The following is a 26,626-nucleotide window of genomic DNA, read 5'->3' on the forward strand; positions in this document are numbered from 1 at the left end:
GGGGGTTGCCTCTGGGAGGTGGCTGCCCAGTGCGGGCAGTGTTGTGAGCGGACGCTTCGAAACCCACAAACGACCGGCCCGCAAACGAGGGTGCAATGGAGCCTCTCGAGCGGTACCGACCAATTATCGACGATTTCGAGGCGTTTCGAGCGGCGTGTGATCGACCGCTCGGGATTGCCGCGCGCGTCAACACGATCAAAGCCGACATCGACCGAGCTATGGCTGCCCTGGCTGAAGACGGGATTCCCGTCGAGCAGGCCGACTGGAATCCACGAGTGTTGCGCCTCGAGACGAACGCACCGGGTTCGACGTGGGCCTCCTTTCACGGGTTCATCCACACGCAAGAGGAGGTCTCGGCCGTCCCGCCGGTCGTTCTCGACCCCGAACCGGGCGACCGCGTCTTCGACGCGTGTGCGGCCCCCGGCGGAAAAGCCACGCAACTGGCGGCACTTCTCGACGACCGTGGCACCGTCGTCGCCAACGATAACAATCTCGGACGGCTTTCGGCACTCAGATTCAACGCCGAACGTCTCGGCGCGACCTCACTCGCAGTGACCAACCAGGACGCCAGAAACTTCTCGTTCAATCCCCTCGCGTTCGACGCCTTCGATCACGCCCTCGTGGACGCACCCTGTTCCTGTGAAGGAACGATTCGGAAGAATCCGACGACGCTCGAGCAGTGGACCGAAGACCACGTCCACTCCGTCGCCGGTATCCAGAAAGGGATCCTCAAGCGCGCAGTACAGGCGACAAAGCCGGGGGGTACCGTCGTCTACTCGACGTGTACCTTCGCGCCCGAGGAGAACGAAGCCGTCGTCCAGCACGCCCTCGACACGACGGACTGTCGCCTTCTGGACATCGATATCGGCCTCGAGTCGGTACCCGGCATCACCGAATGGCAAGACGACACGTACGACGAAAGCCTCGAGAAGGCGATCAGAATCTACCCACACCACAACGACACCGGTGGGTTCTTCGTCGCGAAACTGGAGGTGGGGTCGGCATGAGTGGCGGTGACTCGAGCGACGGCGAATCGAACGTCGGCCAGCGATTCGACAGGCTTCCGGCGACGGCGAGCGAGCGCGTCGTGGCGGGGCGGGCAACCAGAGCCGAAGTCCTCGAGTACTTCGAAGACCGATTTGCGATTCCAGCCGAGACGTTCGACTGCTTCACCTTCTGGGAGAAAGGCGCGGGCAAAATCTGGATTTTCAGCGGAGAGAGTCCGTCGCCCGCACCGATCGAAGCTATCGGTATGACCTGCCTGCGAACGCGACAGGAACACTGGAAGCCGACGACCGATTTCGTCCAGCGCTTTGGCAGGCACGCAGACGCCTGCGTTATCGACCTCGAGCGTGAGGCCGCCCGACGGTTCGCAGGTGGCGAGGACCAGTCCCTCGAGTGGGACGGGGACTGGGGATACCTGATCGTCGCCCACGAAATCGCCGGCGAGCGTGAACCGATTGGCGTCGGCCTCTACCTCCACGGCGAGTTGCGATCGACGGTGCCGAAAGGACGACAACGGGAACTGTAGGCGTCACTTGAGAAAGCGGTTGAACGAATACCGAGGCTCGGGTACAAATTAAATAGTGAATGGCTTAAACAACCATACCAATGGAAATCACCACAGTCATGTACAATATCTCTGTGTCAGTGCGTATCCATCCGGTAGAGAAGGCAGAAGGTTACACGGACACTGCGTAAATCAATTCGTTGCACTCACACCCACAGTAGCCAGTGAAGGTCATTTCACACCACCTGGCAAGCAGGCGTCGCAGTCGGTGTGTCAATCGTTTCACTGGCTACTATAGTGATCTCCCAGGCCACTGGAGACCTCATCCGCCACAACACGTAAGCAACTCGCCTCGCATCCTCGAGTATGGAGCGGATGCCACTCGGCGTGTCGCGATTCGACGAGATGATCGGTGGCGGCGCACCGGCCGGAAGCGTCGTCGTTGCCGCGAGCGAAGCAGGTGCGGGTGGCCGCGAATTCTGTTACACGGCCACGGCGATGAACGGACTCGCCGAGGCCGACAGCGATCTATTCGAGTTCTACTACGGAGAGACGAGATCGAACGTCACCCTCCCCCACGAAGTCCACTACGTGACCTTTACCAGCGAACCGGCTGCCATCGTCGACGAGATGCGATTCGTCCTCGAGGACGACCTCGTGGATTCAGGCACCAACCCCGTCGCGTTTGCCGACCTCTCGAGGGAGTTCTTCCAGATGACCCCCGTCCCGACCGAGTGGTACAACGAACAGAAAACGAACATCACCTCCCTCGGCACCGATACGACCCGACAGAGTGTCCTCGAGGCGCTCGGAGACTACTTGAGTGCCAACGCGGCTGGAAATCTGGTTGTCATCGACTCGGTAAGCGACTTGCTCGTCGCCGCAGAAGCCGAGTTCGGTCGAGCAAACCTCGCCATGTTACTCAAGGGACTCAAACGGGCGACCTATCGCTGGGGCGGGCTCATGCTCTTGCTCGTCAACGTCGATGTTCTCGACCGCCGGCAACTCGGTCGCATCAAAGAGGCCGCCGACGGCACCCTGCTTTTCGAGTGGGAAAGCGGCGGCTCCGAGCGCGACCGCACCCTCGTCGTCGAGGAGTTCAGAGGCGTGCTCTCGCGTCTCGAGAAAGAGAACATCGTTCGCTTCGAGACGGAAATCCGGGACAGCGGATTCGACATCAGCAACGTCCGAAAGATCCGGTGACTCCCGTACTCGAAATGGGGGACTGAGCCGCACTCGAGACAACTGACAGCCGAGTGTCGCCAACGGACCCTGACTCGAACTACGGTATCACCGACGGTCAGGCCACTGGTCGTTCAGTGGGTTCGAGAACCGCCGGAAACCGCCACAATCACTAAGAGTACATCGTCCTAATACCGATTCGATGGCAAGTGAGGAGCAAGAGCAACACCAGGTTTCGGTTAGCCTCCCACCCGAAGTGGGGACGTGGCTCGAGGACGAAGCCGACCGGCACGACCTGAGCGACGGGCAGTTATGTCGACAGCTCCTCACCACAGTCAAAACCGCCGCCACCAACGGCGACTTCGAACCCGCCGATGTGGCACGTGTTGAAGCGCTCCGGGCCGACCTCGAGGCACAACGCCAAGAGTTCATCGACCACGTCGAGGACGTTCGCGAGCGCACTATCGAAATCAAACGTGAGACGGACGAAAAAGCCCCGAAAGACCACTCGCACGAGGAGTTCGCACAGACTGCGGAGATCACCGCGCTCGAGGAACGGATCGTCGCGCTCGAGGCTGCCCGCGAGGACTTCGAAGCTGGGCTCGAGGCACTCGAAACAACGGTCGATTCGGGATTCGAGAACTTCGAGTCGATTCTCGAGCACCTCTTCGAGACCACAGACGACCTCGAGGACAAGTCGACGCTGCTTGCCACTGCGGTGCTCGACCTCCGAGAGAAACGCGACACCCTTGCCGTACAGGAGCGCCGACGGTCGGAGGTCGACCAGCTCAAACTCGCCGCCAACCAGCTCGGCGTTCGAACCGCAACGTGCGAGGCATGCTCGGCAGCAGTCGACATCGCACTGTTGACCGAACCGGCGTGTCCGCACTGCCAGAGTTCCATCGCCGACGTCTCCAAGAAAACCTCATTTTTCGGCACCCATACCCTCGAGGTTGGCGACCCACCGGCGCTTCCCGATCACGCAGCCGACGCGGTTTCGACGACGGGCGGTGAGGAACTGTTCGACTCCGTCGCCGCCGTTTCGACCGAAGGAACCGGCCAGTCAGACCACGACGACGACGCCTTCTCCAAAGGGCAAACAGAGACGGATTCCGATGAGTAACGACGAGAAACCAACCGAGCCACACGAATCGACCCCTCGAGAGACGGCGTTAAGCTACGACGAATCCGAAGATGATGCACCGTCAGCCGACGAGGAAGAGCCGTCGGCACTCGAGGGGAAAGCGGATTACGACGACCAGGAAGCGATTCCCGCTCTCGAAGCAACAACGAGTCTCTCGCGGGCTGAAGCTGATCCCGAGACGACACACGAAAGCCCTCTCGAGGAACTGACCGGACGAATCGACGACCGACGCACCGACGACACGCCATTTGACGAACTGTTCGACGAGGAATCCGTCGACGAAATCGATCCCGACCAACTCTGGGACGAACTCCAGGGTCCTTCGGAGGAACCGACGGAACCAGCCGTCGATGAACCCGAGATTCGAACCATCCCCAAGCGCAAGTACTGCCACCAGTGTGAATATTTCACCGAGCCACCGGTCGTTGGCTGTACGAACGAGGAAACGGAGATACTCGAGATGCCGTCGATGGACTCTTTCCGGGTCGCAGACTGCCCGAAAATCCTCGAAGACGAATCGCTCGAGCGCGATCATCGGTGAACCGCTCGGGGTCAAACTCCGGGCTTTCTCCTACACCGCAGAAATTCCGCCATGCGATTGCAGCGACCCTGTTCACGCTGACTGGGCAACGTCGTTGATGCCGGTCTGGACGAGATACCAGACGATGGGCGGGAACACGAGTTCAGCCAGGAAGATGAGGAGGCCGTCCTGTTCGACCACAGCCTCAGCATCCTGTGCGAACCACCACATGATGACGAGATTCACGAACGGAATGAAAAATCCAATGAACCGAAGCACAGGACTGTACTCCGCATCAGTGCCCTCGCTGAACTGTACGAGAGTGATATAGTACCAGTAGACAGGATAAAGCCCGAGCGTAATAACCGTGAACAGTACCTGCTTGCCGAGTGATCGGTGGCTGAACGCACCGGGGTTGGTCACCTGTCGGTTGGAACTGGGCATGGGACCATAATATCAGTCGAACATGAAATACGTTACTGGTATCGAGGTTTACCCAATTTTGCCCAGATCCACAGCAGTGAAATAACCAGCAGTAACAATTGGCCATATCGTTTATATCCGGTGTGGGAGTTACGTCATACGTATAATGGAAGCGGGGGCTGCTGGAAACCGAGTTGTGGGTGCCATTACGTCTCAGGCTGTTACGCTGGTCGGTTTCGGGCTTTTAGGGGCGGCGACGGTGTACGCACTCTTTGCAAGCGGGTCAACGACGACACTCGTGCTCGAACTCGTGGTACCCGTCAGTGTTGGGATTTTATTACTCTGGTACGGACAGCGTGACAAGTTATCAGCTGGTAAACAGCGGCTCATCGTAGCGACAGCCTTCCTGAGTGCGGTCGCGTCAATCGCCATCAGTCTCTGGGTCACGTATCTGTACACGCTACGGTTCGGGCAGACCGGCGGTCCAACCCAGATCCTGTTGACAGCCACGAGCATTGGCCTCGGTGTGGGAACACTGCTGGGACACGTCTACGTCGACTTTTCCAGGCATTACCGAGCTCACGAACGGCTCTCACAGGCGGTCGATGCTTCCAACGACGGGATTGCCATTTTCGACGAGAATCGTCACCGCTACGTCAACGATGCCTACACCGACCTGTACGACATAGACCGCTCACTCGAGTACACACCCTGGGACGCCCTGTATACGAACGCTGCCTGTGTTCAGATCGAGCGCGAAGTGTTCCCAGCACTCGAAGAACGCTCGTCCTGGCGTGGAACGCTCACCGGGGTTCGTCGAGACGGCACCACGTTTCCACAGGACGTTACCGTGAGTACACTCCAAGACGGCTACGTCGCCATCGTCCGTGATATCTCCGAACAACGGGATAGAGAACAGCGAATTCAGGTCCTCAACCGCGTTCTCAGGCACAACCTTCGAAACGCTTTTACGGTGATTCAGGGGCACGCAAATCTGATCGCCGATCAGGACCCTGCCCTCGAGCGCACCCACGTCGAGCCCATTCGCCGCGAAATTAGCGATTTACTTGCCACCGCCGACAAGGCTCGTGGCGTCGAACGAACGCTCGAGCGACGTTCCAATCACTCCCTGATAGAGCCCTCGAAGGCGGTTCGATCTGCCGCCGACCGAGCCACGGCGGCGTATCCGGGCGCACAGATCCTCACGTACGTCGAGGAATCTGACTGTCCGACCATCGACGGAAGTATTGTCGACGCATTACACGAACTCGTTGACAACGCGGTCGAACACCATCACGAAACGAGCACTGGCGGAGAAGACGGACTCCCGGAGATACCCGACGACGCAACCCCGACCGTCGAAATTGGCGTCAAACGCGTCGACTACGACGGTAACTCCCGCCTCGAGTTCACCGTCAGCGACGACGGGCCGGGCATCCCGGAAGCGGAACGGCGGGCCGTTTTGGATGGGAAAGAGACCCAACTCGATCACGGTTCGGGTCTCGGGCTCTGGCTCGTCACCTGGATCGTGACGAACGCTGGCGGTGACCTCCGATTCTCAGACCGGCCCGAGGGTGGTTCGATCGTAACGCTCTCGTTCCCGCTCGAGCGATCGACCTCGCGCGAGGGAGAATCCGAGGCTTCCCGGACAGAAACAGCGGTCATTCGATAAAAGCCGACGGCGCTGGCACCGGCAAAAACCTTGGTCGGACGACACATATATATTCAACTGCCTTGGTACGTGTAGTCATGGTGGACAGACACAAATCTAATCGTCGTCCATCGCCATCGTCATCGGTTCGACACGCTCACCGCGTGGGCCCTCGAGGTCGACGGCTGGCAAGAGGTCACGGAGGTACAGCCCCGTGTACGACTCCTCGACGCGAGCGACTTCCTCGGGTGTCCCAGTCGCGACGACGTCGCCACCGTTTTCGCCGCCTTCCGGTCCAAGATCGACGATGTGGTCGGCGTTTTTAACCAGATCCAGTTCGTGTTCGATGACGACGATGGTGTTGTCGTTGTCGGTGAGTCGATGAAGCACGTCGATGAGCTTTCGCTCGTCCGCCGAGTGTAGCCCCGTGGTGGGTTCGTCCAGCAGATACAGGGTGTTGCCGGAGTCGCGTTTGCCCAGTTCCTCGGCGAGTTTGACTCGCTGGGCCTCCCCACCCGAAAGCGTCGTCGAGGGTTGACCGAGTTTCATGTACTCGAGGCCGACGTCTTTGAGCAGTTGGAGACGGTCGCGGAGGCGACTCGAGGCCTCGAAGAAGTCGTACGCCTCCTCGACGGACATCTCGAGGATGTCGGCGATGGTTTTCCCCTTGTACTCGACGTCCAGGGTCGCGTCGTTGTACCGGTCGCCGCCACAGGCCTCACAGGGAACGTACACGTCCGAGAGGAAGTTCATCTCGATTTTGACCGTCCCCTGCCCGCCACACTCCCCACAGCGCCCTTCTTTGACGTTGAACGAGAAGCGCCCTTTCTTGTAGCCGCGCTGTTTGGCGAGTTTGGTCTCGGCGAACAGCTCCCGGATGTAATCGAAGACACCCGTGTACGTCGCCGGGTTCGAGCGCGGCGTCCGGCCGATCGGCGACTGGTCGATCAGGCGCACAGTTTCGATCTCCTCGATGCCCTCGATATCGTCGTGGTCGCCCGGGATGACGGACGTGTTGTCGTTCATCCGTCGCGCCAGCGCCTTGTACAGCACTTTGTGCATGAGCGTCGACTTTCCGGAACCCGAAACGCCGGTGATAGCCGTGAAACACCCGAGCGGAATGTCCACGTCCACGTCTTTGAGGTTGTGCTGGCGGGCACCTCGAATCGTGAGCGCACCCGCTGGCTCTCGACGCGTTTCGGGGACGGGAATCCCGTTGCGTCCGGAGAGATAGTCACCCGTCACCGACGCTTCACAGGCCTTGACTTCCTCAAGCGGCCCGTTGACGACGACCTCGCCGCCGCGTTTGCCCGGACCCGGACCCATGTCGATGATGGTGTCCGCCCGGCGCATCGTCTCCTCGTCGTGTTCGACCACGAGCAGCGTGTTGCCGATGTCCCGAAGTTCACACAGCGTGTCCAGCAGTTTGTCGTTGTCTCGCTGATGCAGTCCGATCGACGGTTCGTCCAGTACGTAGAGCACGCCCACGAGGCCGGACCCGACTTGCGTTGCCAGACGAATCCGTTGGCTTTCGCCACCCGAAAGGGTCGAGGCCTCTCGGTCGAGGGTAAGGTACTCGAGCCCAACCTCACACATGAAGCCAAGCCGCGCCCGAATCTCTTTGAGAATCTCCTCGGCGATGGTCAGGTCACGCCCCGACAGGTCGGCCTCGAGGCCTTCGAAGTGCTCGAGGGCGTCCCCAATAGACATGCGGTTGATTTCGTCCAGAGAGGTTCCAGCGACCCGGACGTGTCGAGACTGCGTTTTGAGCCGGGAGCCATCACAGGCTGGACACTCGGTGACCGCCATGTACTTCTCGATGTGTTCGCGAGTCCCCTCCGATTCGGTCTCGAGGTAGCGTCGGTCGAGGTTCGGAATGACGCCCTCGAAGCGCTTGGTCTTGCGCCGAATCCCGTTTTTCGTCCGACGTTTGAACACGACCTGGTCGTCGGTGCCATAGAGGAACTGTCGCTTTACGTCGTCCTCGAGCTCCGCCCAGGGGGTGTCGATGCTCACGTCGAAGTGGGCTGCGACCGCGTCGATTCGGGTCTGGTAGTACGACCGGTTGTAACTCCAGGCTTCGAACACGTTTTTCAGCGGTTTTTCGGGGTCCTGGATGACGAGGTCTTCGTCGACTTCCTTGGTTTTGCCAAGCCCTTCACACTCCGGACATGCCCCGTGTGGGCTGTTGAACGAGAAACTGCGCGTCTCGATTTCGCTGAACTGGAAGTCGCTGTTCGGATTCCCGAGCGCCGTCGAGAACTCGAGGGTGAGTCGGTCGTCACCGTCGCCAGCCAGGTCGCCGGTCGAGCGAGTGTTCGACCCCAGTTCGATGTCCGCACTCGGCTCCGGGATGATCAGTTTGAGGACGCCATCGGCTTCCTCGAGGGCCGTCTCCACGCTGTCGGTAATGCGCGGACGCGCTTCTTCACTGATTTTCACGCGGTCGACGATGACGTCGATGGTGTGGTCGTAGTTTTTGTCCAGATCGGGTGCCTCGAGGCTGAGGTCGTGTTCCTCGCCGTCGACTTCGACGCGAGCGTACCCTTTGGTCAGCAACTCTTCGAACAGGTCCTCGAACGCGCCTTTCTGGTCGCGAACGACCGGTGCCGCGATTTTCGCACGGGTTCCTTCGGGCAAGTCCATCACCTGCTGGATCATGTCCTGGGCCGTCTGGGTCCCGACTTCCTCGCCGGTGATCGGGTCGTACTGGGTGCCGACTCGAGCGTACAGCAGGCGAAGGTAGTCGTGTAGTTCCGTCACCGTGCCGACGGTCGATCGGGGGTTGTTGGCGGCGTTTTTCTGGTCGATGGAGATGGCCGGTGAGAGGCCTTCGACGTTTTCGACCTGTGGCTTATCCATCTGCCCCAGGAAGTTTCGGGCGTAGGCTGAGAGGCTCTCGATGTACCGCCGCTGGCCTTCGGCGTAGACGGTGTCGAACGCCAGCGAGGATTTCCCCGACCCGGAGAGCCCCGTGACGACGGTGAACGACTCTCGCGGAATCGAGACGTCGATATCTTTGAGGTTGTGCTCCTGTGCGCCCCGAACTTCGATGTACTCTTTGCTCATCGGTAGATCGCTCGTCTCGAGATACGGTCTCCTCGCTCGGCGGGTCGATTCATTGTGGGTAGCCAGTGGTCGAAGCGACTTAACCCGTCTGATACGGGGTCGGTATGCCGGTTCCCAACACCATCACTCGTCGGCAACCAGACAGTAGGCGTGGCCGGGTGCCTCGAGTACCGCTTCCACGTTTTCGTCCCAGTGGCCAGTAATGTCGGCGCGTTCGGCGTAGTAAATTCGTCCGTCGTACGGAATCGGTTCGCTGGTGACGTGGCCGCGATTCTCTACCCGCCAGCGGACCTCGCCCGTCTCCTTGTGGAGAGCGTACAGGTGGCTATCGTACGACCCGACCAGGACCGTGTCCGCGGTGACAGTGAGCGAGCCGATCACGCTGCCGCCGACGTTGGTCGACCAGTAGCGCTCCCCCGTGTCAGTATCGAGTGCGTGAACGTGTCTGTCGTTACCGGCGATGTAGACGATGCCGGCGTCGGGGTCGATCCCCGGGTTCGACATGATGATCGGGCCCGATTCGAACGACCACTCCTCGGTGCCGTCCTCGAGGTCAACCCGGTAGAACGATCCATCCCACGAACCGACAAATGCGCCACCGTCGTAAGTCGGAATCGTCCCCTTGATCTCGCCGCCCGTCTGGAACGCCCACTCGAACTCGAGAGAGGGGAACTCCCAGGCGTACAACACACCGTCGTTCGAGCCGGTGAGCATGCGTTCGGCGACCGGGTCGATAGCCGTGGACGGGTGGGGCATTCCCCACAATCGGTCGTCTTTCCACAGCGGCTCACCGGTGCCGGCATCGAGCGCCCACATCGTGCCCGCGTTGGGATTGGAATACTCGGTCACAACGTAGATGACACCCTCCCAGTAGGCCGGACTCGAGCCGATAGCAATGGAACCGTCGAGTTGAGCACCCGTCGTCCGCCAGATCGTGTCACCCGTCTCGACGTCGAAGGCGTACATATCACCGTCGTAGCCGCCGAGATAGGCCGTGTCTCCGACGATAGTCGGTGTGCCGTGAAATCCCAGCGACCGACCAGCGCCGGTCATGTGTGCCCAGCGATGTTCGCCGTCGGGCGTGACGGCGTGTAGCCGCCCGGTGTCGGAGGGAATCAGAATCGTCTCTCCATCGGGCGTCGGCATCGGCGTCGATTTCGCGGCCGTATGACCGATGTAGTTCACCGGCAGGGACCAGTTGACCGACACCGAGTCGGGGACCGTCTGATCGGGATAATAGCCCAGTCTTCGTAGCCCTCGGCGAAACATCGTCACGTCGTTCCGGTCCGGATACGTTTCGTCGTACGGCAGGTGAACGGGGTCGAACGACTCCTGGTCCCGGTCGTAGGTTCCATAGCCGGGCAGTGCACAGCCGGCAAGTCCGCTGATTGAAATCGTCGCACCGGCGAGGAACTGCCGTCTCGAGACCGGACCGGGTTGGGAAGGGTCCACCATATCCTATCATCCAGTTTGTGATGGCGTGTTCATAGCTTCCACGGTCGGGGATCGAACGTGCCAGTCACACAATCTGTGGCAACTGCTCAAACAGGATTACCGATCACCGATAAAACGGGACAACGATCCGTGTCAAAAAGAGATAGCGCGAAGCGTCCGCTATCCAAATCATATTAGTGAAATATAATGCCAATGGATGAATATGATACGTATAGTGGGTAACCTTATATACGAAATGGATGACTGTTGATCCATGTCAGTACACACGACCCACTGGAACGATACCGCAACCTGCCCGTTCTGTGGCGGTGAACTCGCCGATCCCGGTGAAGGGTTCATGACGCACATCGGCCACAACTCCGAGTGTCGCTCCGAGTTCGAAACCTGGCGTGAAAACGTCTCGAGCGACCTCGGCGGCACCTGGAGCGGGTAAACCACTCTTGCCTACTCAGCCGCTGACACGATTTCGTTGAGACAGGAGAGTAGTACCCGTTTTTTACCGAAACCAAGACGGGTCGGCACCGTCTGTTGTCCGCGAACAAAGATCGGATCCTGAGGAGTCGTCTTTTCGAGGAACGGCCGCGCTTTTCAGAGGGATTATCGTCGGAGTTCATCGTCACCGACGAAGAACCGAGGCACAGCGTCGACAGCCGTCCTTCGAAACCTCTGGTTGGCTACGCTAATCCCTCTCAGTCCGAGAAACCGTCCACTCGTGGGGCATCAATCGCGCTCGAGTGAGCGCCACCCGCTGGGAGCAAGTACAAATAGTCGTCGAGGTCGAGCGCAAACTGCCGACTCGAGGCCGTCTCATGGTCGATCCACTGATATTCGAACTCGAGCCCAACCTCCTCGCCGGTTCCCGTCACAGTGTGGGTGAAGGTGTCCCGCGAGTCATAAACCTCGGCGTGATAGAAGTGGCGGACGTAGTGTTTCAGCGGCGATCGACGCCGGCACCAGACGTCACTCGTAAGATGCGTCGTCGGACCAATCGAACCGATGCCACTCTCCTCGACAATTTCCCGAAACACTGCTTCTCGAGGGCTCTCTGCCCCTTCGATAGTTCCTTTCGGGACCTGCAGACCGTTGTGTTCCGGGCTCTCGAACGCGAGAAAATCGCCGTTGGGTCTGGTCAGGTACGCACAGGCTTTCTGCACATAGGTACCTCGAGTCTGCTCCATTGGTGATTAATGAACATACTAAGGCATATAAACCTTTCAGCGCCACCAGGATATGCTACATACCAAAACAAATCGTGTCTCCCGTCACTATTGATTGTATGTATGTCCAACGTACAACGTCAAAACGTGTAAACAGACCAGCCCAGTAAAGACAAGCGTGACCACTGCACTCGAGAGACCAACGATCAAAAGTGGGAGATACAATACCGGCAAGCAAATGGCCGCCCAGAAGCTCGCCACACGCATTTGATTCGCAAAGGACGGTGCGTACTGTTCGAGTCGACCACTCGTTTCGAACTCCCGGGAGAACGCACCCTGCTCGTTCGACCGTTTTCCATCATCGCCATCCTGTGTCGACCGTGGTCCTGACATCGCCTCGTCGGAGAGAGGACAGTGGGTGATATATACTACCGTCGTCGTTTCGGCGGGCCATCGACCGTTCACCTGAGTATCCATCAACCAACCGTCCGTTTTGTATCGTTACCAGCGAGTAATCCCGAGTTACTGTCGACACGAGTCAATGTTCAGCCATCGAGGTGAGCGACTGTCCCGACCATGCACAACCCGTTTTAACGGACGACTCGAGCGGAGACTCGATGAACCACGAAAAACAGAGTAACGGTCGGATCAACGGCAAAGAATCGAAAACCGACGTATAGAGACTACTGGAAGCCGATACGGCTGCCGCGACGCCCGGTACCGGGTTCGACGGCTTTGGTCCCGCCTTTGAAGTCGCGCTCGATCTGTTCGTAGTACTCGAGGATATCGTCCGTGATCGTCGGACGGACGTTCTCCATAGCCTGTCGGAAGTGACGCATTTCGACGATATCGGCGTCGTCGTCTTCCCGTAGTGCTTCGATAGCCGCTTCGCGGGCGATGGACTCGAGGTCGCTGCCGACGTAGCCCTCGGTGATCTCAGCGATTTCTCGGAGGCTGACATCTGCAGCCAGCGGGGTGTCCTCAGTGTGGATCTCGAGGATGCGTTCACGTCCTTCCGTGTCCGGTTCGCCGATCATCACGAGGCGGTCGAACCGACCGGACCGCAAGAGTGCGGGGTCGATCATGTCCGGACGGTTGGTCGCGCCGATGACCAGCACGTCACCCATTTCCTCGAGGCCGTCGAGTTCGGTCAGGAGTTGATTGACGACGCGTTCGGAGACGTTGCTGCCGACCTCGCCGCCCCGGCCGGGTGCGAGCGAGTCCAGTTCGTCGAAGAAGATCACTGTCGGCGAGACCTGACGCGCCTTGCGGAAGGTCTGTCGGATCGCCTTCTCCGATTCACCGACCCACTTCGAGAGCAGTTGTGGACCGCGCACTGAGATGAAGTTCGCGTTGGTCTCGTTGGCGACGGCTTTCGCCATCAACGTCTTCCCGGTGCCCGGCGGCCCGTACAACAGGACGCCCGCCGGCGGATCGATGCCCATTCGTTCGAACTTCTCGGGAGTACGAAGCGGCCACTCGACTGACTCCTGGACCTTCGATTTGGCGTCCTCGAGACCGCCGACGTCGTCCCAGCTCATCTTGGGCAGTTCGACGAGGACTTCGCGCATCGCGGACGGTTCGACTTCGGCGAGTGCGCCACGGAAGTCCTCGCGTTTGACGATCATCCGATCGATGAGACTTGGCGGGATATCCTCTTCGTCGAGGTCGATTTCGGGGAGGTACCGACGGAGCGCTTTCATCGCGGCCTCTTTGGTCAGGCTCTCGATGTCAGCACCCACGAAGCCGTGTGTTTCGTCCGCCAGATGCGAGAGGTTGACATCGTCCGAAAGCGGCATCCCGCGGGTGTGAATCTGCAGGATTTCCTCACGGCCGATCTCGTCCGGGACGCCGATCTCGATCTCGCGGTCGAAACGGCCCGGTCGTCGAAGGGCCGGGTCGACGCTGTCGACGCGGTTCGTCGCCGCGATGACGATGACCTGGCCTCTGGCCTCGAGACCGTCCATCATGGTCAACAGCTGGGCGACGACACGCCGTTCGACCTCGCCGGTGACGTCCTCGCGTTTGGGGGCGATAGAGTCGAGTTCGTCGATGAAGATGATCGCGGGCGACTCCTCGCTCGCGTCCTCGAAGATTTCCCGGAGTTGCTGTTCTGACTCACCGTAGTATTTGGAGATGATTTCGGGGCCGGCAATAGAGAAGAAACTGGCGGAGGTTTCGTTGGCGACCGCTTTGGCGAGCAGCGTTTTCCCGGTACCAGGCGGGCCGTGCAAGAGGACACCCTGTGGCGGCTCGATCCCCAGCTTCTTGAAGATCTGTGGGTGTTTCATCGGCAACTCGACCATCTCGCGAACGCGCTGGATCTCGCCCTGGAGGCCACCGATATCCTCGTAGGTGATGCCACCACCGGTTTTCTCGAAGCCGGAAATCGGCTCTTCTCGTAGCTCGACATCCGTGTCTTCGGTAATGAGGACCACGCCCTCGGGATCGGTTTCGACCGCGATGAGCGGAATCGCCTGTCCCGGTGAGCGCATGAACGGATGGTTCGTCGAACTCATGACGGGGACGATATCGCGGCCCACCACCGGCCGCTTGAGGATCTGCCGTTTAACCATGCCAGCGGCGTCCGAGCCGAACTGGACCGATGCCTCTTCCGGCGGGGCAAGCACCAGTTTGTTCGCCTTCGTCGCCTCCGCTTTGCGAATCGTTACCCGTTCGCCGATGCCGACGTCCGCGTTCTGCCGGGTGAAGCCGTCGATTCTGACGGTGTCCGTGTTCCAGTCCTGCCGGTCTGCACGCCACACTTTCGCGGCGGTCGTCTCTGCGCCTTCGATTTCGATGATGTCGCCCGGACTGAGCTTGAGATGTAATAGCGTGTCCGGGTCGAGACGGGCAATACCACGACCCGAGTCGTTGGGGTATGCTTTCGCGACCTCCAGTTGCACTTCGTTCATGATTGTGGGTAGACGGGGATACTCCTGACTCCGACACCGTGTCGGATAGGTTTTTTGCTAGCGACGGTCTGCACCTGTGCTAGACGATACCATATCAAACTCAGACAGCGAAGTACATAGATGTACCGGCATCGGTCGATTTGGGAGACGTGGCCGATACAAAAAATGGAGCTTCGGTCGCCAGCGAGAGAGCCGAGGGGAAAGGCCCTCGATCGCCGGAACCCCCAGACGATGGATGGGTTTTTGACCCACACCCTCGCCTGTGTTAGTATGACGACGACGCTCGTCTTCGACGGCCGGATGGGGGCCAGTGGCGATATGCTCCTCGCCGCTCTCATCGATGCCGGTGCATCAGTGACGGCCCTCGAGCCAATCGAAGACGCACTCGAGGTGGAGTATCGGATCGGTTCAACGACGAAGTGTGGGATTGCAGCAACGACGGTCGACGTGTTGTTGACCGGTGAGGAAACGGCATCTCACGGCCACGAACACGATCATCAACACGAACGCGATCACAGCCACGGAGACAGTCACTCCCACAATCATCATGAGGATACCCATGACCACGGGCACGGCCACCACGGTGAAGACGATCATGACCACGGGCACGGCCACCACGGTGAAGACGATCATGACCACGGGCACGGCCATCACGGTGAAGACGATCATGACCACGGGCACGGCCACCACGGTGAAGACGATCATGACCACGGGCACGTCCACGCGGAAGGCCACGGCCCCCACCGGAGCTATCTCGAGGTCCGGGAAATCGTCGAGGGAATGGATCTCGAGTCCGACATCGAGTCCACGGCGATCGCCATCTTCGAGCGTCTCGGGAAGGCCGAAGCCAGCGTCCACGGGACAGACCTCGAGTCGATTCACTTCCACGAGGTCGGGGCCGATGACGCCATCGCAGACATCGTCGGTGCCGTCGCCTTGCTCGCAGACCTCGCGGTCGAGCAGGTCGTGACGACACCGCTGTCGGTGGGCGGCGGTACCCGGTCGATGAGCCACGGCGAGTACCCCATTCCGGCACCGGCCGTTCTCGAGATCGTCGAACGGGCAGATTGGGCGATAGCAGGCGGCCCCGTCGAGACCGAACTGCTCACTCCGACTGGAGCCGCGATTCTCGCCGAGGTGGCAGACGGGGTCGATACCCTCCCATCCATGCAGGTCGATAAAACGGGCTACGGTGCCGGCGGCTACGACCTCGACCCGCACCCGAACGTGTTACGCGCGCTACTCGCATCCAGAGGGGGCGACCGCTCGCTCGAGCGAGACGATATCGCCGTCCTCGAGACGAACCTCGACGACGTGGCCCCCGAGGTGCTGGGTGGTCTCCACCAGAGGCTGGGTGAGGTTGGCGCTCGAGACGTCTCTATCGTCCCGCTGACGATGAAAAAGTCGCGACCGGGCCACCTGGTCAAAGTCATCTGTAAACCTGAAGACCGAGACGCGGTTGCCCGCCGACTCGCCGAAGAGACGGGGACGCTCGGTATCCGAGAAACCGGGGCCTCCCACCGCTGGATCGCGAACAGAGCGTTCGAGACGGTGAGCCTCGAGGTAGCTGGCGACACCTACGACGTGACAGTGAAAATCGGCAGCGACAACGATGGCGAGGTGTACGACGTGAGCGCCGAGTACGACGATGTCGCCGCCGTCGCAGCCGAGACGGGGGAACCTATTCGCTCGATTGCGCGACGGGCAGAAGCAGCTTACGACGACGAGTACTGACGGAGCCGGGTCAGGCGTCCCGGTCTGCCAGCAGTTCGTCGGCAGTCACCAGCGCCTCCATCTCGAGGCCTGCCGCTTCCACCTTCTCGCGACCGCCTTCCTGCCGGTCGACGACGACGAGCGCGCGTTCGACGGTCGCACCCGCCTCGCGCAGCGCTTCCACCGCGTCGACCAGACTCGTCCCCGTCGTGACGATGTCCTCGACGACGACGACCTCCTCGCCCGGCTCGAGTCGTCCTTCAATGAGGTTCGCCGTTCCGTACTCCTTACGCTGTTTCCGAGCGATAACGTAGGGGACGCCCGCAGCGACGCTCGTTGCGGCCGCGAGTGGGACGCCACCGAGGGCGACGCCGCCGAGTTTCGCGTCGCCCTCGAGTCGGTCGGCAAAGGCCTCGGCGATCAACTCGAGACAGCGCGGATCGGTCTCGAAGAGGTACTTGTCGACGTAGTATTCGCTGGTCCCGCCGTGTGAGAGTTCGAACTCGCCAAACTGGACGGCATCGGCCGCACGAAGTGCATCGATGAGTGCCTGGTTCGTCATTGGCGAGAGTGGCGCACCGAGTTCAAATAAGGGATGTGATGTGTGTCCGAGGAGAAGCTATCGAACGGTGTGTGGCGGCCCGCCTTACCAGGGTTCGTTTTTGAGCCCCAGTTTGTACGCGATCACGTTCGTCGTGACGTGCAAAATCGGCGTCAGGATAACGATGACGAGGATAACCTCGAGCGTAAACCAGGTTCGAAACCAGTCGGTGGCGAGCAAGGCGGTCAACGGCAGGGAGACCACGACGAAATCGAGCTGGTCAACGCCAGGGAACATCGCGCCGCGCTCACGACCAGTACGGCGTTTGGCGAACGATGCCAGAATATCGCCGAGCATCGCTCCGCCGGCGAGGCCGACGGCTGCCAACGGCGTGAAGTCGGGGACCTCGAATCCGACGACGTCGCCCACCGATGGCGCGAGGAGCGTCAACAGTCCTGCCACTGCGAGCCCCGAAACGATACCGCCAGCGGTCCCGCGCCAGGTTTTCCCATCCCCCAGAACGCGTTTTCCACCCCACTCTCGGCCGCCGTCGATCGGTGGACCACCGCCGAACAGGACGGCCGCATTGTTCGGAATATACGCCGGTAACATCACCCAGAACGCGACGGCGATCGTCTCGAGTACTGCCATATCCGCGCCAACGAACCCCTCGTTCTTAATCGGGGTGGTTCAGGTCGCTCCGGACGAACGAACCACAAATTGGAAAGTACTCGGCTCCCGACTGTTGGGTATGATTCCGCCTATCGCGAGTCGGTTCGTCGCCGGGGAGAGCCCTGCAACCGCTCTCGAGCACGTCAGGTCGCTCAACGAGCGCGACATCAAGGCCATCGTCAACCTCCTCGGCGAGCACTACGACTCCCGTTCGCCGGCCGAAGCCGACGCGGCCGAGTACCGCTCACTCGTCCGTGACATCGCGAACTCGCGACTCGACGCCTGCATCTCGGTCAAACCCTCACAGATCGGCCTCGACCTCGGCGATGACGTGTTCCGCGCGTTACTCGAGGAAATCGTCGAGGAGGCGGCCGAACACGACGTCTTCGTCTGGATCGACATGGAAGATCACACGACCACTGACGTTACCCTCGACGCCTACGAATCGCTCGCCAGGGAGTACGACGGTGGCGTCGGCGTCTGTGTGCAGGCGAATCTCAAACGGACCGAAGCAGACGTCGAACGCCTCGCAGACGTGCCCGGGAAGGTACGATTCGTCAAAGGCGCCTACGACGAACCCGCTGAAGTCGCCTACAAGGACAAAGCCGAGGTCAATCGCGTCTATCGGGAACTGCTCGAGTACGCGTTCGAACACTTCGACGGCGGCATCGCGATCGGTAGCCACGACCCGGAGTTTATCGAGTACGGAATCGAACTCCACGAGGAGTACGGAACGGATTTCGAGTTACAGATGTTGATGGGGGTGCGCGAGGACGCACAGGACGAACTCGCGGCGGAGTACGAAATGTGGCAGTACGTCCCCTACGGCGGTCGCTGGAAATCGTACTTCTACCGCCGCATGATGGAGCGAAAGGAGAACGTGCTGTTTGCTGCACGAGCCATTCTCGGTCGCTGAGATGCGGGCAACTCGCCGGAAAAAGGGAAGGGCTGATAACCCCATAGTGTGACTCCCATCACATGACCTCGTGGAAGCGGGACTTTGCGAGCGGATTGATCGTCCTCGGTCCCATCCTCGTCTCTCTGTACATCCTTTTCTGGCTCTACGGAATCATCGCCGGGATGACTCCTGGCGTGATTCTGGATGCCGACGTACTCACACCGTTGATCCCCGACGGGGCGTTCGAGGGGGCCGACCAGACCCGCGAGCAACTCGCACAGTTCCTTCGTGTCGTCGTCGTCCTGACCGTTTTCATCATCCTCACGCTGTCGATGGGGTATCTTATGCGGACGACCGTCGGTGGCCTACTCGAGCGAATCCTCGACAATCTGGCCAACCGAGTACCTGGCTTGCGCGTCGTCTACAACGCCTCGAAGATGGCCGCTGAAACCGCCTTCGGTGAACAGGATTCGCTGCAGACCCCGGTCAAACTCGAGACCTGGGACGGGTTGCGGATGACGGCGTTCAAAACGGGGAGAACGACCGATGACGACCGCGAAGTGCTGTTCTTGCCGACCTCACCGAACATTACGACCGGATTCGTCATCGAGGTCGAATCGGACCGAATCACCGAACTCGACGAAGACGTCGAGGACGCCCTCACCCGCGTGCTGAGCGCCGGATTCGGAGATGCCGATCGCGGTCGGGGGCTCGAGGGTGGGATCTCGATCGACGTGATCGACGAACGAGCGGCCACCGGCGACGAGAAAAAGCGTGAAGCCGGTGACGATTAGTCCGAGTTCGACGAATGGCTAAAGCCAGAAAGAACCCACGACAGCCTCTTCGACGGCAACGCCACTGGATCGCCCTGAGCGGTGTGTTCGGTGCGCTCGTCGGATTCCTGACCCTCTACCTGGTCTCGACGCTCGAGGCCGGATTCCCTGGCGTCTTCCTCGCTGGCCTCGCTGCCGTCGCCCTGGCCTGTCTGTTGCCGTTGTATCTCACGGCACCGGTGTGGCTCGAGGGCCAGCAGTCGTCTGATCGTATTGAAGGAACTCGAGACCGAGACTCTACGCCAACAGCGATGGATGGACGTTCGAATCACTCTGGAACGGAATCAGCATCTCCGCAAGGCAAGAAGGAGCCGTCGAGCCAGCAGACCGGTCCGACACCGCACACCGATACGAACCCGGTAACCGGTAGCCAACAATCCACCACGAACGCCCACGAAATCCTTCGGGAGCGCTATGCACGCGGGGAACTCGGTGACGAACAGTTCGAGAAGAAACTCGAGTGCTTGCTCGAGACTGCAACACTCGAGACGACCAGAGAGAGTCTCTCTCGCGAAACCGAGACGGAGTAGCGTCACCGATTCAAATTTGGATACCGAACCCAGTCACTATTACGCAATCTGAACGAGTATATTGACAGACGATGGTCTCGCTGCTCGAGGTCGTGTTGATCGCCACTGCCGCAGGTTGTGCCACCGGTATTGGGGCATTGCCCACGTTTTATACCGACAGCGTGAGCCATCGCCTCTACGACGGCGCTGTTGGCTTTGCCGCCGGGGTCATGGTCGGTGCTGCCGTCTTCGCGCTGGTCGTTCCCGGACTCGAGATCGGGACTCCACTCGAGGTGGTCATCGGGGTCCTCGCCGGCGGCGGCTTCTTGCTCGTGGCGAACGCCACACTCCCGCACCTGCATCTGCGTTTTACAGACCGAGGAGAACAACTCGAGGGGACGGCAATTATGGCTGAAAACGGCGCTGACGAAACTCGATCGGCGCTCGAGACCACAGCGATTCAAGATAACAAACGCCGAGCGCTACTGGTCGGCGGAGCCGTGACGATTCACAACGTCCCCGAGGGATTGGCTGTCGGCATCGCCTTTGCCAGCGGAGAGCCGGCCCTGGGATTCGCCATCGCCATCGCGATCACCGTCCAGAACATCCCCGATGGGTTCGCGATGGCCGTGCCGGCCGCTCGAGCGGGGGTTTCACCGCCCCGAACGGTCCTGTATACGACGCTCTCCGGTGGCGTTCCCGAACCGATTGCTGCTGCGGCCGGGTTCGCACTGGTCGCGGTGGTAACCGGTCTCTTTCCCGTCGCGGCCGGATTCGCCGCCGGGGCGATGATCGCCGTCGTCTTCCGAGAGATGATTCCCTCGAGTCACGGTCACGGCTACGTCGACACGGCGACGGTGGCGTTCCTGCTCGGCTTTGCACTGATGCTCGTCGTCGACACTGTACTGGCCGTCTGATGCAATTTACGGTGATTGGCGACCCGATAGGAGAATCATCAGTAAGAGACGCCAGCAAACCGTATGAGTGACGAGATGACTGCGCAACTACGAGAATCGAAGCCGTCGACCGATCGGGCGTTGTGGGGACAGGGTGCCCGGACCGGCGACGGAACCGAATGGGAGATGCGGCCAGTCCATCTGTGGGGGAAATGAACCTGGCTGCCGACGTGGTCGGCGTTTACCCGTTCACAACAACACACTATAAAATTAACTAATTCTTGGTAAAATTATCAATCTTGGACGAGACTCGAGCCCCCGTCGAGTCCATCACGAGTGAGTGGCCAGTTCCCCTCACGGTCCCGAACCCCATCAGGAGCCATTGAGCGTAACCGAAAGTACAGTTGTCCAACCTATCCGAAAACAATCCGCAACCGGCTCTCGTTTATAGACGCTTGCTCACGTACGGACCGTCCTGATGGTATCCCAATTTGTCGCGATAGTACGCTCGAGCGCCGATACCCGAGATGACGCTGACCTTGTCGTAGCCGGCGTCGGCCGCGATGGTTTCCGCCCGTTCCATGAGCTGTCGGCCATATCCCTGATGCTGGTGTTGCCCGCCTTCGCTCTCGTCGCCGACTGACACCTCGCTGCCGTAGACGTGGAGTTCGCGAACCAGGGCGGCGTTCTCGAGTTCGGCACGCACCGGGTCTTTGGGGAATCGAAGCCGACAGAAGCCGATCAACAGGTCCTTTTCGAAGTCCTCGATGGAGATGAAGTGTTCGGTGCCGCCACAGGCCTCGTAAGTCAGCACCTCGAGATCGAGTTCTTCGGGCTCCTCGTCGTTCATCCCGACCTCGCGACAGCGGATGCAGTCACAGGTCCAGCCGTGTTCGTCCATGCGCTTGCGGGCGAGTTGTCGCAGGTTCGACTTCCAGACGCCAGCATCGATGAAATCAGCAGGGATGTCGCGTTGGACCCGCTGAAGCCGCGTGTACCGGGGAATCATGTCCTTGATTTCAGCGACCAGTTCGGCAGCCTCATCGTTGTCGAGCGGGTCGTACTCGTCGTTGTACCACCAGTCGTAGGTCGCAGTCCCTCGCACCACGAGCGTTGGGTATATTTTGAGGTAATCCGGCCGCCACTGGGTCGATTCGAACAGTTCCCGGAAATCCTCGAGGCACATCTCCTTGCTCATGCCTGGCTGGCCGGGCATCATGTGGAAACCGACTTTGAACGCCGAATCCCGGAGCCGGCGGTTGGCATCGATGGAGTCTTTCGTCCCGTGGCCGCGGTGCATCTCCCGGTTGATGCGCTCGTAGGTCGTCTGTACACCCACCTCGACTTTCGTCCCGCCGAGTTCGAGCATGCGGTCGATCTGTTCGGGGTCACACCAGTCGGGCTTGGTCTCGAACGTCGTCCCGATGTTTCGGACGTCGTTCGTCTCGTTTTCGGCGATAACGTCTTCGATGTATTTGAACTCGTACTCGTCGAAGTCCTGGGCGAAGCTGACACCTTCTGCCGGTTCAGGTTCTTTCTCGACGTCGTAGTCGTTCATCGCCTCGAGGGCGCGTTTGACGAACCACTCCTGATAGTCGTGGCTTCGGGCGGTCATCGTTCCGCCCATCAGGATCAGTTCGACTTTGTCGACAGGATGTCCGATTTCGCGTAGCTGCTCGAGTCGTAAGGTGACCTGTCCGTAGGGGTCGTAATCGTTCTGAACGCCACGGGCGGCGGCGGGTTCCTGCCCGGTGTAGCTCTGAGAACTCGAGAACTCCGAATCGGGGCCACCGGGACAGTACAGGCACTTCCCGTGTGGGCAGCGCTCTGGACTGGTCATAATCGCCACCGGCGAGACCCCAGAGGCCGTTCTGACGGGTTTGCGCTGCAACACTGCCTCGAGCGTCTCGCGGTGTTCCTGTGGCGCGTAATCGAGCAGTTCGGAGTTTTTCGGCACCTTCGGTGCTGAGTGTTCCGAACACGCCGCTAGCTTGGCCTTCTCGACCTCGTCTCGCTCGATTTCACCGTCGAGGATTCGCTCGACGAGTGTTTCACACACTGCCTCGAGGGCCTCGGTTTCACTGGCACCGCTCATCTGGGAATGTATGGCCGTGGAACCCGGTTAAGGGTATCGTCTCGACTGTCGAACCTGTAGACTGATACTTACAGGAGAGCAGCCAGCCGCTGAGAAGAAACGAGAGGAGACCACTACACAGCGATGGGGCCAACGTTTTCTACCTACAGTAACCTGTGTGGCCACGCTAACCTGTGTCAATATTATATGCGAGTTCGATGTAGGACTTTCCGGGTGAGACTATGGGAAAACACATCCTCATGATCGTCGGCGATTTCGGTGAAGATTACGAGATAATGGTTCCGTTCCAGACCCTCGAGGCCGTCGGTCACAGCGTCGATACGGTCTGTCCGGAGAAAGAAAGCGGCGACACGGTCAAGACGGCCATCCACGACTTCCGTGGCGACCAGACGTACCTCGAGGAGCGCGGCCACGATTTCGTCCTGAACGCCACGATGGCCGAGGTCGACCCAACCGAGTACGACGCGCTGGTCGTCCCGGGCGGGCGCGCACCGGAGTACCTCCGCACCTACGACGAGGTGCTCGAGACGGTTCGGCACTTCTTCGAGGCGGACAAACCGGTCGCCTCGTTGTGTCACGGGCCGCAGATTCTGGCTGCCGCCGGCGTGCTCGAGGGGTACGAGATGACGGCCTACCCGGCCGTTCGCGCCGAAGTCGAAGCAGCCGGCTGTTCCTGGGTCGACGGCGTCGTACGCGACGGCAACCTCGTTACCGGACAGGCCTGGCCGGACCACCCCGAGTGGCTCGCCGAATTCATGGCCCTGCTCGGTGACGAAATCTCACACGGAGAGCCGATCGCTGCAGACGACTGATCAGACGAACACAGTACAGACGACGTCGAGAACGGGGCTTACTCGAGCTCCAATCTCCGGTCGCGTGATCGGCTTCTGGAGTCCTGTTCGGACAGTCGGTCCTCGAGATCTTCGAGCGATTCGGTCTCGAGCAGGTGCTCGAGTTTCCGTTCGAACTGTTCGTCGGTCAGTTCCCCGCGAGCGTACCGGTCCCGAAGCGTCTCGAGGGCGTCGGTCGCATCCATATCTCCGTTTGCGTCCGCTGCTTTCCGGTCGGCACTCTCGTCTTCGTTCCAGTCACCTTCCCACTCGTCCTCGTCGAACAGCATCGAAACGATGGGAATCACGGCGACGTAGCCAAAGAACATGACGGCGAGCCAGAGGTCGCCACCGACACCGCTCACCAGCAACCCGAGCCACAGGCCGGTAATCAGGGTCGCTGCGATGCCCGAGGCGTTCCGGCGAAAACGCTCTCCAACCGTCGATTCCGTTGCCATAACAGATTGTCATTTCGGAGGTAAAAAGACGTTTCTACTCCGAGAGGTTGCAGTCGAAGAAAGACGACGGTTCGCTCAGTTCAGGCGCTCGCCAACGGCCTCGAGGGCGGCCTCGCGAACCGCGTCGCGCTCGCCCGAGAGGAACGTCAGGTAGCCATCGCGCCCGCCGACGACGTGAACGCCAGCACTCGGCACGGCCTTTCGAACGGCCTCGCCCAGTTCTCGAACGTCGATGGCGTCACCGTCGCGGACGTGCAGTTCGTCCTCGTCGACGCCGAGCGTTACCGCAACGTCGTCTCGCCGGTGGAGTTCCTCGAGCAGCAAGATAGCCGTCGGGAAGTTGAACCGGTGGGTGAACGCCGCCGTATCGAGGACGTTGACGGCGCTGCCGTCCACATCCTCGGTGGTGAGGTTCACGCGTGCTGCCTCGAGTTCGGTCTCGAGTTTGTCGCGGAACTGCTCGGAGACGTGGGCTGCGAGGTCACCATCGTCGTCGAACAGCAAGTCGGCGATGAGTTCGCGTTTGTCCTTGTAGGACTGGTAGTAGGCCTCGAGGGAAACCGCTTCACGTCGCTCCGATTGGGCGGTCTCGTCGTAGCCGGCAGACGCGGCGAGTTCGGCGTACACCTCGGGGACGTCGCCCCAGAAGCTCACGGCGGGAAGGTGCTCGAGGTCGCCACGGACGTCGTCGTTGACGTGGGCGGCGACGTTCGCTGCCAGAACGCTCGAGGTGACCGTCGAGAGGTCGACCTGGTCGCCAGCGAGCGACGGTGAGACAGCGACGGAGACGGCGTCGACGATTTCGGCGTCGGCGCGACTGTCGTCGATGACCAGCCGGTCGACTCCGTAGATGTCGAGCAGGTCGTAGCCGTCGAGCGAGTCACGCGTCCCACCGGCGTCGACCAGCACGACCAACGGGAGTTGCTCGTCGTGACGGTCGCGAGCCTCGAGCATCGAGGTAACGTCGCCAGTTGCCGCGTCCATGTCGTAGACGTGGCCCTCGAGCGGGCGTCGCTCGAAGTAGTGGTAGACGGCGTCGTCGCGCGTGTGCTTCTCGGCGATCAGCGGCAAGACGGCGCGTTCGATGGCCGCACCGGCGATGTAACCGTCTGCCGTCGCACTGTGGCGGACGACGATCGGGCGCGCTTCCATGACGGCGCGGCGAATCGTCGTCGCAGCCTCGACAACGTCGTCTTCGACCGCGGCGACCGATTCATCTTCGGCCAGCGGCGCGACGATAGTTGGGCGTGCTTCCTGTTCGATAGCGGCGTCGAGTCGGGCCTCGACGGTCGCTTCCTCTTCACCCTCGAGGATTTCGAGCGCTTCCGTTTCGACCTGTAGGTCGCCACGGCGGCGTTCGACTTCGCCACCCAGCGAAACCATATCGCCGGTTTCGACCGACGGGTAGGCACGAACGCCGGCTTCTTCGAAGGCGGCACATTCGACAGTCCCGGTTTCGTCGCTGAGTTCGAACACGGTCGGACCGCTGGTCTGGCGGACGCTCGCAATCTCGCCCTCGAGGCGAACGAGCGAACCGACCTGGTCGCCGATGGCGTCGACGGTCGTTCGGTTGAGTTCGGCCGTCGCGTCGGCCGCGTCGTCGGTCGCCGGTTGCGCGGTTGCCGTCGCAGCACCCGCCCCACCCTCGCTCGTCGATTCGACGGGCGATGGCGACGGAGCGGTCGTCGGTTGCGCGGTATCCGTCTCGGAATCGGCTTCCGGTTCGGTGCTGTCTGCTGCGTCGTCCGCGTCGTCATTTCGCTCCTCGGGGAGGACCTGTTCGCCGTCAGCCGTCTGAATAATCTCGCCGCGGAACTCACGTGGTTCCTGGCGGATCGACCAGCCGAGGTCGACGTTTCCGTTGTCCCGGACGTCGAGCACCTGGACGTAAACGGAGTCCCCGGGCTCGAGGTCGAGGCTTTCGAGACGACTATCCAACTCGCTTCGGTGAAGCAAACCCGTGACGTGGTCTCCGATATCGACGAAGAGACCGAAGTCGGCGTAACCGTCGACAGTCCCTCGGTAGTACCGAGGTGGGACGAGTTCCGACGGGGACGTGCCTTCGAACTCGAAGGCGACGTCCTCCTGGTGGAACTCACAGACCCAGCCGTCGACGGGCTTGCCACAGATGATACAGTTACCCATCTACTCGACA

25 protein-coding genes are annotated in these 26,626 nt (G+C 60.6%); 14 read left to right on the forward strand and 11 right to left on the reverse strand.

Going from position 1 to position 26,626, the window contains the following annotated elements:
- The first annotated feature begins 95 nt into the window (after positions 1-95).
- From NLK60_RS06910 to NLK60_RS06930, 5 genes are all read left to right on the forward strand, one after another.
- Positions 96-1,007, forward strand: a complete 912-nt coding sequence (locus NLK60_RS06910; RefSeq protein ID WP_254810149.1) for an RsmB/NOP family class I SAM-dependent RNA methyltransferase — start codon at positions 96-98, stop codon at positions 1,005-1,007.
- The gene (locus NLK60_RS06915) at positions 1,004-1,531 is read left to right on the forward strand and encodes a DUF7122 family protein (RefSeq protein ID WP_254810150.1); all 528 of its coding nucleotides are present in this window, start codon (positions 1,004-1,006) and stop codon (positions 1,529-1,531) included. The genes NLK60_RS06910 and NLK60_RS06915 overlap by 4 nt, the downstream gene beginning before the upstream one ends.
- Before the next feature lie 345 nt (positions 1,532-1,876).
- The gene (locus NLK60_RS06920; protein WP_254810151.1) at positions 1,877-2,713 is read left to right on the forward strand and encodes an RAD55 family ATPase; all 837 of its coding nucleotides are present in this window, start codon (positions 1,877-1,879) and stop codon (positions 2,711-2,713) included.
- 181 nt (positions 2,714-2,894) lie between these two features.
- On the forward strand, positions 2,895-3,815 hold the full coding sequence (locus NLK60_RS06925) for a hypothetical protein (protein ID WP_254810152.1): 921 nt from the start codon (positions 2,895-2,897) through the stop codon (positions 3,813-3,815).
- Entirely contained in the window at positions 3,808-4,377 is a 570-nt protein-coding gene (locus tag NLK60_RS06930; RefSeq protein ID WP_254810153.1) for a DUF8135 domain-containing protein, read from the forward strand. Before NLK60_RS06925 ends, NLK60_RS06930 begins: the two co-directional genes overlap by 8 nt.
- A gap of 72 nt (positions 4,378-4,449) precedes the next feature.
- On the opposite strand, the gene NLK60_RS06935 is transcribed toward NLK60_RS06930, so the two are convergent.
- Positions 4,450-4,800, reverse strand: coding sequence for a DUF4234 domain-containing protein (locus NLK60_RS06935; protein WP_254810154.1), 351 nt, complete (start codon positions 4,798-4,800; stop codon positions 4,450-4,452).
- Between the two features lie 145 nt (positions 4,801-4,945).
- Between NLK60_RS06935 and NLK60_RS06940 the strand changes: the two genes are divergently transcribed.
- Entirely contained in the window at positions 4,946-6,451 is a 1,506-nt protein-coding gene (locus NLK60_RS06940; protein ID WP_254810155.1) for an ATP-binding protein, read from the forward strand.
- 96 nt (positions 6,452-6,547) lie between these two features.
- On the opposite strand, the gene uvrA is transcribed toward NLK60_RS06940, so the two are convergent.
- Both uvrA and NLK60_RS06950 read right to left on the reverse strand, forming a co-directional pair.
- Entirely contained in the window at positions 6,548-9,499 is a 2,952-nt protein-coding gene (uvrA, locus tag NLK60_RS06945) for an excinuclease ABC subunit UvrA (RefSeq protein ID WP_254810156.1), read from the reverse strand.
- 123 nt (positions 9,500-9,622) lie between these two features.
- Positions 9,623-10,954, reverse strand: a complete 1,332-nt coding sequence (locus NLK60_RS06950; protein ID WP_254810157.1) for an outer membrane protein assembly factor BamB family protein — start codon at positions 10,952-10,954, stop codon at positions 9,623-9,625.
- Positions 10,955-11,207: 253 nt separating this feature from the next.
- Here NLK60_RS06950 and NLK60_RS06955 point away from each other — a divergent pair, with 253 nt between their 5' ends.
- Complete coding sequence (locus NLK60_RS06955; RefSeq protein WP_254810158.1) at positions 11,208-11,387, forward strand: DUF7501 family protein; 180 nt, start codon at positions 11,208-11,210, stop codon at positions 11,385-11,387.
- Positions 11,388-11,643: 256 nt separating this feature from the next.
- On the opposite strand, the gene NLK60_RS06960 is transcribed toward NLK60_RS06955, so the two are convergent.
- The 3 genes from NLK60_RS06960 to NLK60_RS06965 all read right to left on the reverse strand — a co-directional run bounded on the left by NLK60_RS06960 (position 11,644) and on the right by NLK60_RS06965 (position 15,026).
- Complete coding sequence (locus tag NLK60_RS06960; RefSeq protein WP_254810159.1) at positions 11,644-12,132, reverse strand: NUDIX domain-containing protein; 489 nt, start codon at positions 12,130-12,132, stop codon at positions 11,644-11,646.
- An 87-nt stretch (positions 12,133-12,219) separates the two neighbouring features.
- Positions 12,220-12,588, reverse strand: coding sequence for a DUF8028 family protein (locus NLK60_RS19785; RefSeq protein ID WP_484555226.1), 369 nt, complete (start codon positions 12,586-12,588; stop codon positions 12,220-12,222).
- A 206-nt stretch (positions 12,589-12,794) separates the two neighbouring features.
- The gene (locus tag NLK60_RS06965; protein ID WP_254810160.1) at positions 12,795-15,026 is read right to left on the reverse strand and encodes a CDC48 family AAA ATPase; all 2,232 of its coding nucleotides are present in this window, start codon (positions 15,024-15,026) and stop codon (positions 12,795-12,797) included.
- 270 nt (positions 15,027-15,296) lie between these two features.
- Between NLK60_RS06965 and larC the strand changes: the two genes are divergently transcribed.
- On the forward strand, positions 15,297-16,760 hold the full coding sequence (larC, locus tag NLK60_RS06970; protein WP_254810161.1) for a nickel pincer cofactor biosynthesis protein LarC: 1,464 nt from the start codon (positions 15,297-15,299) through the stop codon (positions 16,758-16,760).
- A 10-nt stretch (positions 16,761-16,770) separates the two neighbouring features.
- Here larC and pyrE read toward each other — a convergent pair whose 3' ends face one another.
- On the reverse strand, positions 16,771-17,301 hold the full coding sequence (gene pyrE, locus NLK60_RS06975) for an orotate phosphoribosyltransferase (protein ID WP_254810162.1): 531 nt from the start codon (positions 17,299-17,301) through the stop codon (positions 16,771-16,773).
- 84 nt (positions 17,302-17,385) lie between these two features.
- The gene (locus tag NLK60_RS06980; protein WP_254810163.1) at positions 17,386-17,931 is read right to left on the reverse strand and encodes a CDP-2,3-bis-(O-geranylgeranyl)-sn-glycerol synthase; all 546 of its coding nucleotides are present in this window, start codon (positions 17,929-17,931) and stop codon (positions 17,386-17,388) included.
- A 100-nt stretch (positions 17,932-18,031) separates the two neighbouring features.
- Between NLK60_RS06980 and NLK60_RS06985 the strand changes: the two genes are divergently transcribed.
- The 5 genes from NLK60_RS06985 (at position 18,032) to NLK60_RS19500 (ending at position 21,304) form a co-directional block, all read left to right on the forward strand.
- Entirely contained in the window at positions 18,032-18,868 is an 837-nt protein-coding gene (locus NLK60_RS06985) for a proline dehydrogenase family protein (protein WP_254810164.1), read from the forward strand.
- 62 nt (positions 18,869-18,930) lie between these two features.
- Positions 18,931-19,644 (forward strand): DUF502 domain-containing protein, encoded by a 714-nt coding sequence (locus NLK60_RS06990; protein ID WP_254810165.1) that lies wholly within the window; start codon positions 18,931-18,933, stop codon positions 19,642-19,644.
- 14 nt (positions 19,645-19,658) lie between these two features.
- A complete protein-coding gene (locus NLK60_RS06995; protein ID WP_254810166.1) occupies positions 19,659-20,213 on the forward strand; it encodes an SHOCT domain-containing protein in 555 nt (184 codons plus the stop codon).
- 71 nt (positions 20,214-20,284) lie between these two features.
- The gene (locus NLK60_RS07000) at positions 20,285-21,109 is read left to right on the forward strand and encodes a ZIP family metal transporter (protein WP_254810167.1); all 825 of its coding nucleotides are present in this window, start codon (positions 20,285-20,287) and stop codon (positions 21,107-21,109) included.
- 63 nt (positions 21,110-21,172) lie between these two features.
- On the forward strand, positions 21,173-21,304 hold the full coding sequence (locus NLK60_RS19500) for a hypothetical protein (protein ID WP_256530396.1): 132 nt from the start codon (positions 21,173-21,175) through the stop codon (positions 21,302-21,304).
- A 229-nt stretch (positions 21,305-21,533) separates the two neighbouring features.
- Here the strand turns inward: NLK60_RS19500 and NLK60_RS07005 are convergent, their stop codons facing one another.
- A complete protein-coding gene (locus tag NLK60_RS07005; protein ID WP_254810168.1) occupies positions 21,534-23,183 on the reverse strand; it encodes a tRNA uridine(34) 5-carboxymethylaminomethyl modification radical SAM/GNAT enzyme Elp3 in 1,650 nt (549 codons plus the stop codon).
- Between the two features lie 221 nt (positions 23,184-23,404).
- On the opposite strand from NLK60_RS07005, the gene NLK60_RS07010 reads away from it, so the two are divergent.
- The gene (locus tag NLK60_RS07010; RefSeq protein WP_254810169.1) at positions 23,405-23,995 is read left to right on the forward strand and encodes a DJ-1/PfpI family protein; all 591 of its coding nucleotides are present in this window, start codon (positions 23,405-23,407) and stop codon (positions 23,993-23,995) included.
- A 38-nt stretch (positions 23,996-24,033) separates the two neighbouring features.
- Here the strand turns inward: NLK60_RS07010 and NLK60_RS07015 are convergent, their stop codons facing one another.
- Entirely contained in the window at positions 24,034-24,471 is a 438-nt protein-coding gene (locus NLK60_RS07015; protein ID WP_254810170.1) for an SHOCT domain-containing protein, read from the reverse strand.
- 75 nt (positions 24,472-24,546) lie between these two features.
- Positions 24,547-26,616, reverse strand: coding sequence for a DHH family phosphoesterase (locus tag NLK60_RS07020; protein WP_254810171.1), 2,070 nt, complete (start codon positions 26,614-26,616; stop codon positions 24,547-24,549).
- Positions 26,617-26,626 lie beyond the last annotated feature (10 nt).

Source organism: Natronosalvus amylolyticus (assembly GCF_024298845.1).
GTDB classification, from domain to species: Archaea; Halobacteriota; Halobacteria; order Halobacteriales; family Natrialbaceae; genus Natronosalvus; species Natronosalvus amylolyticus.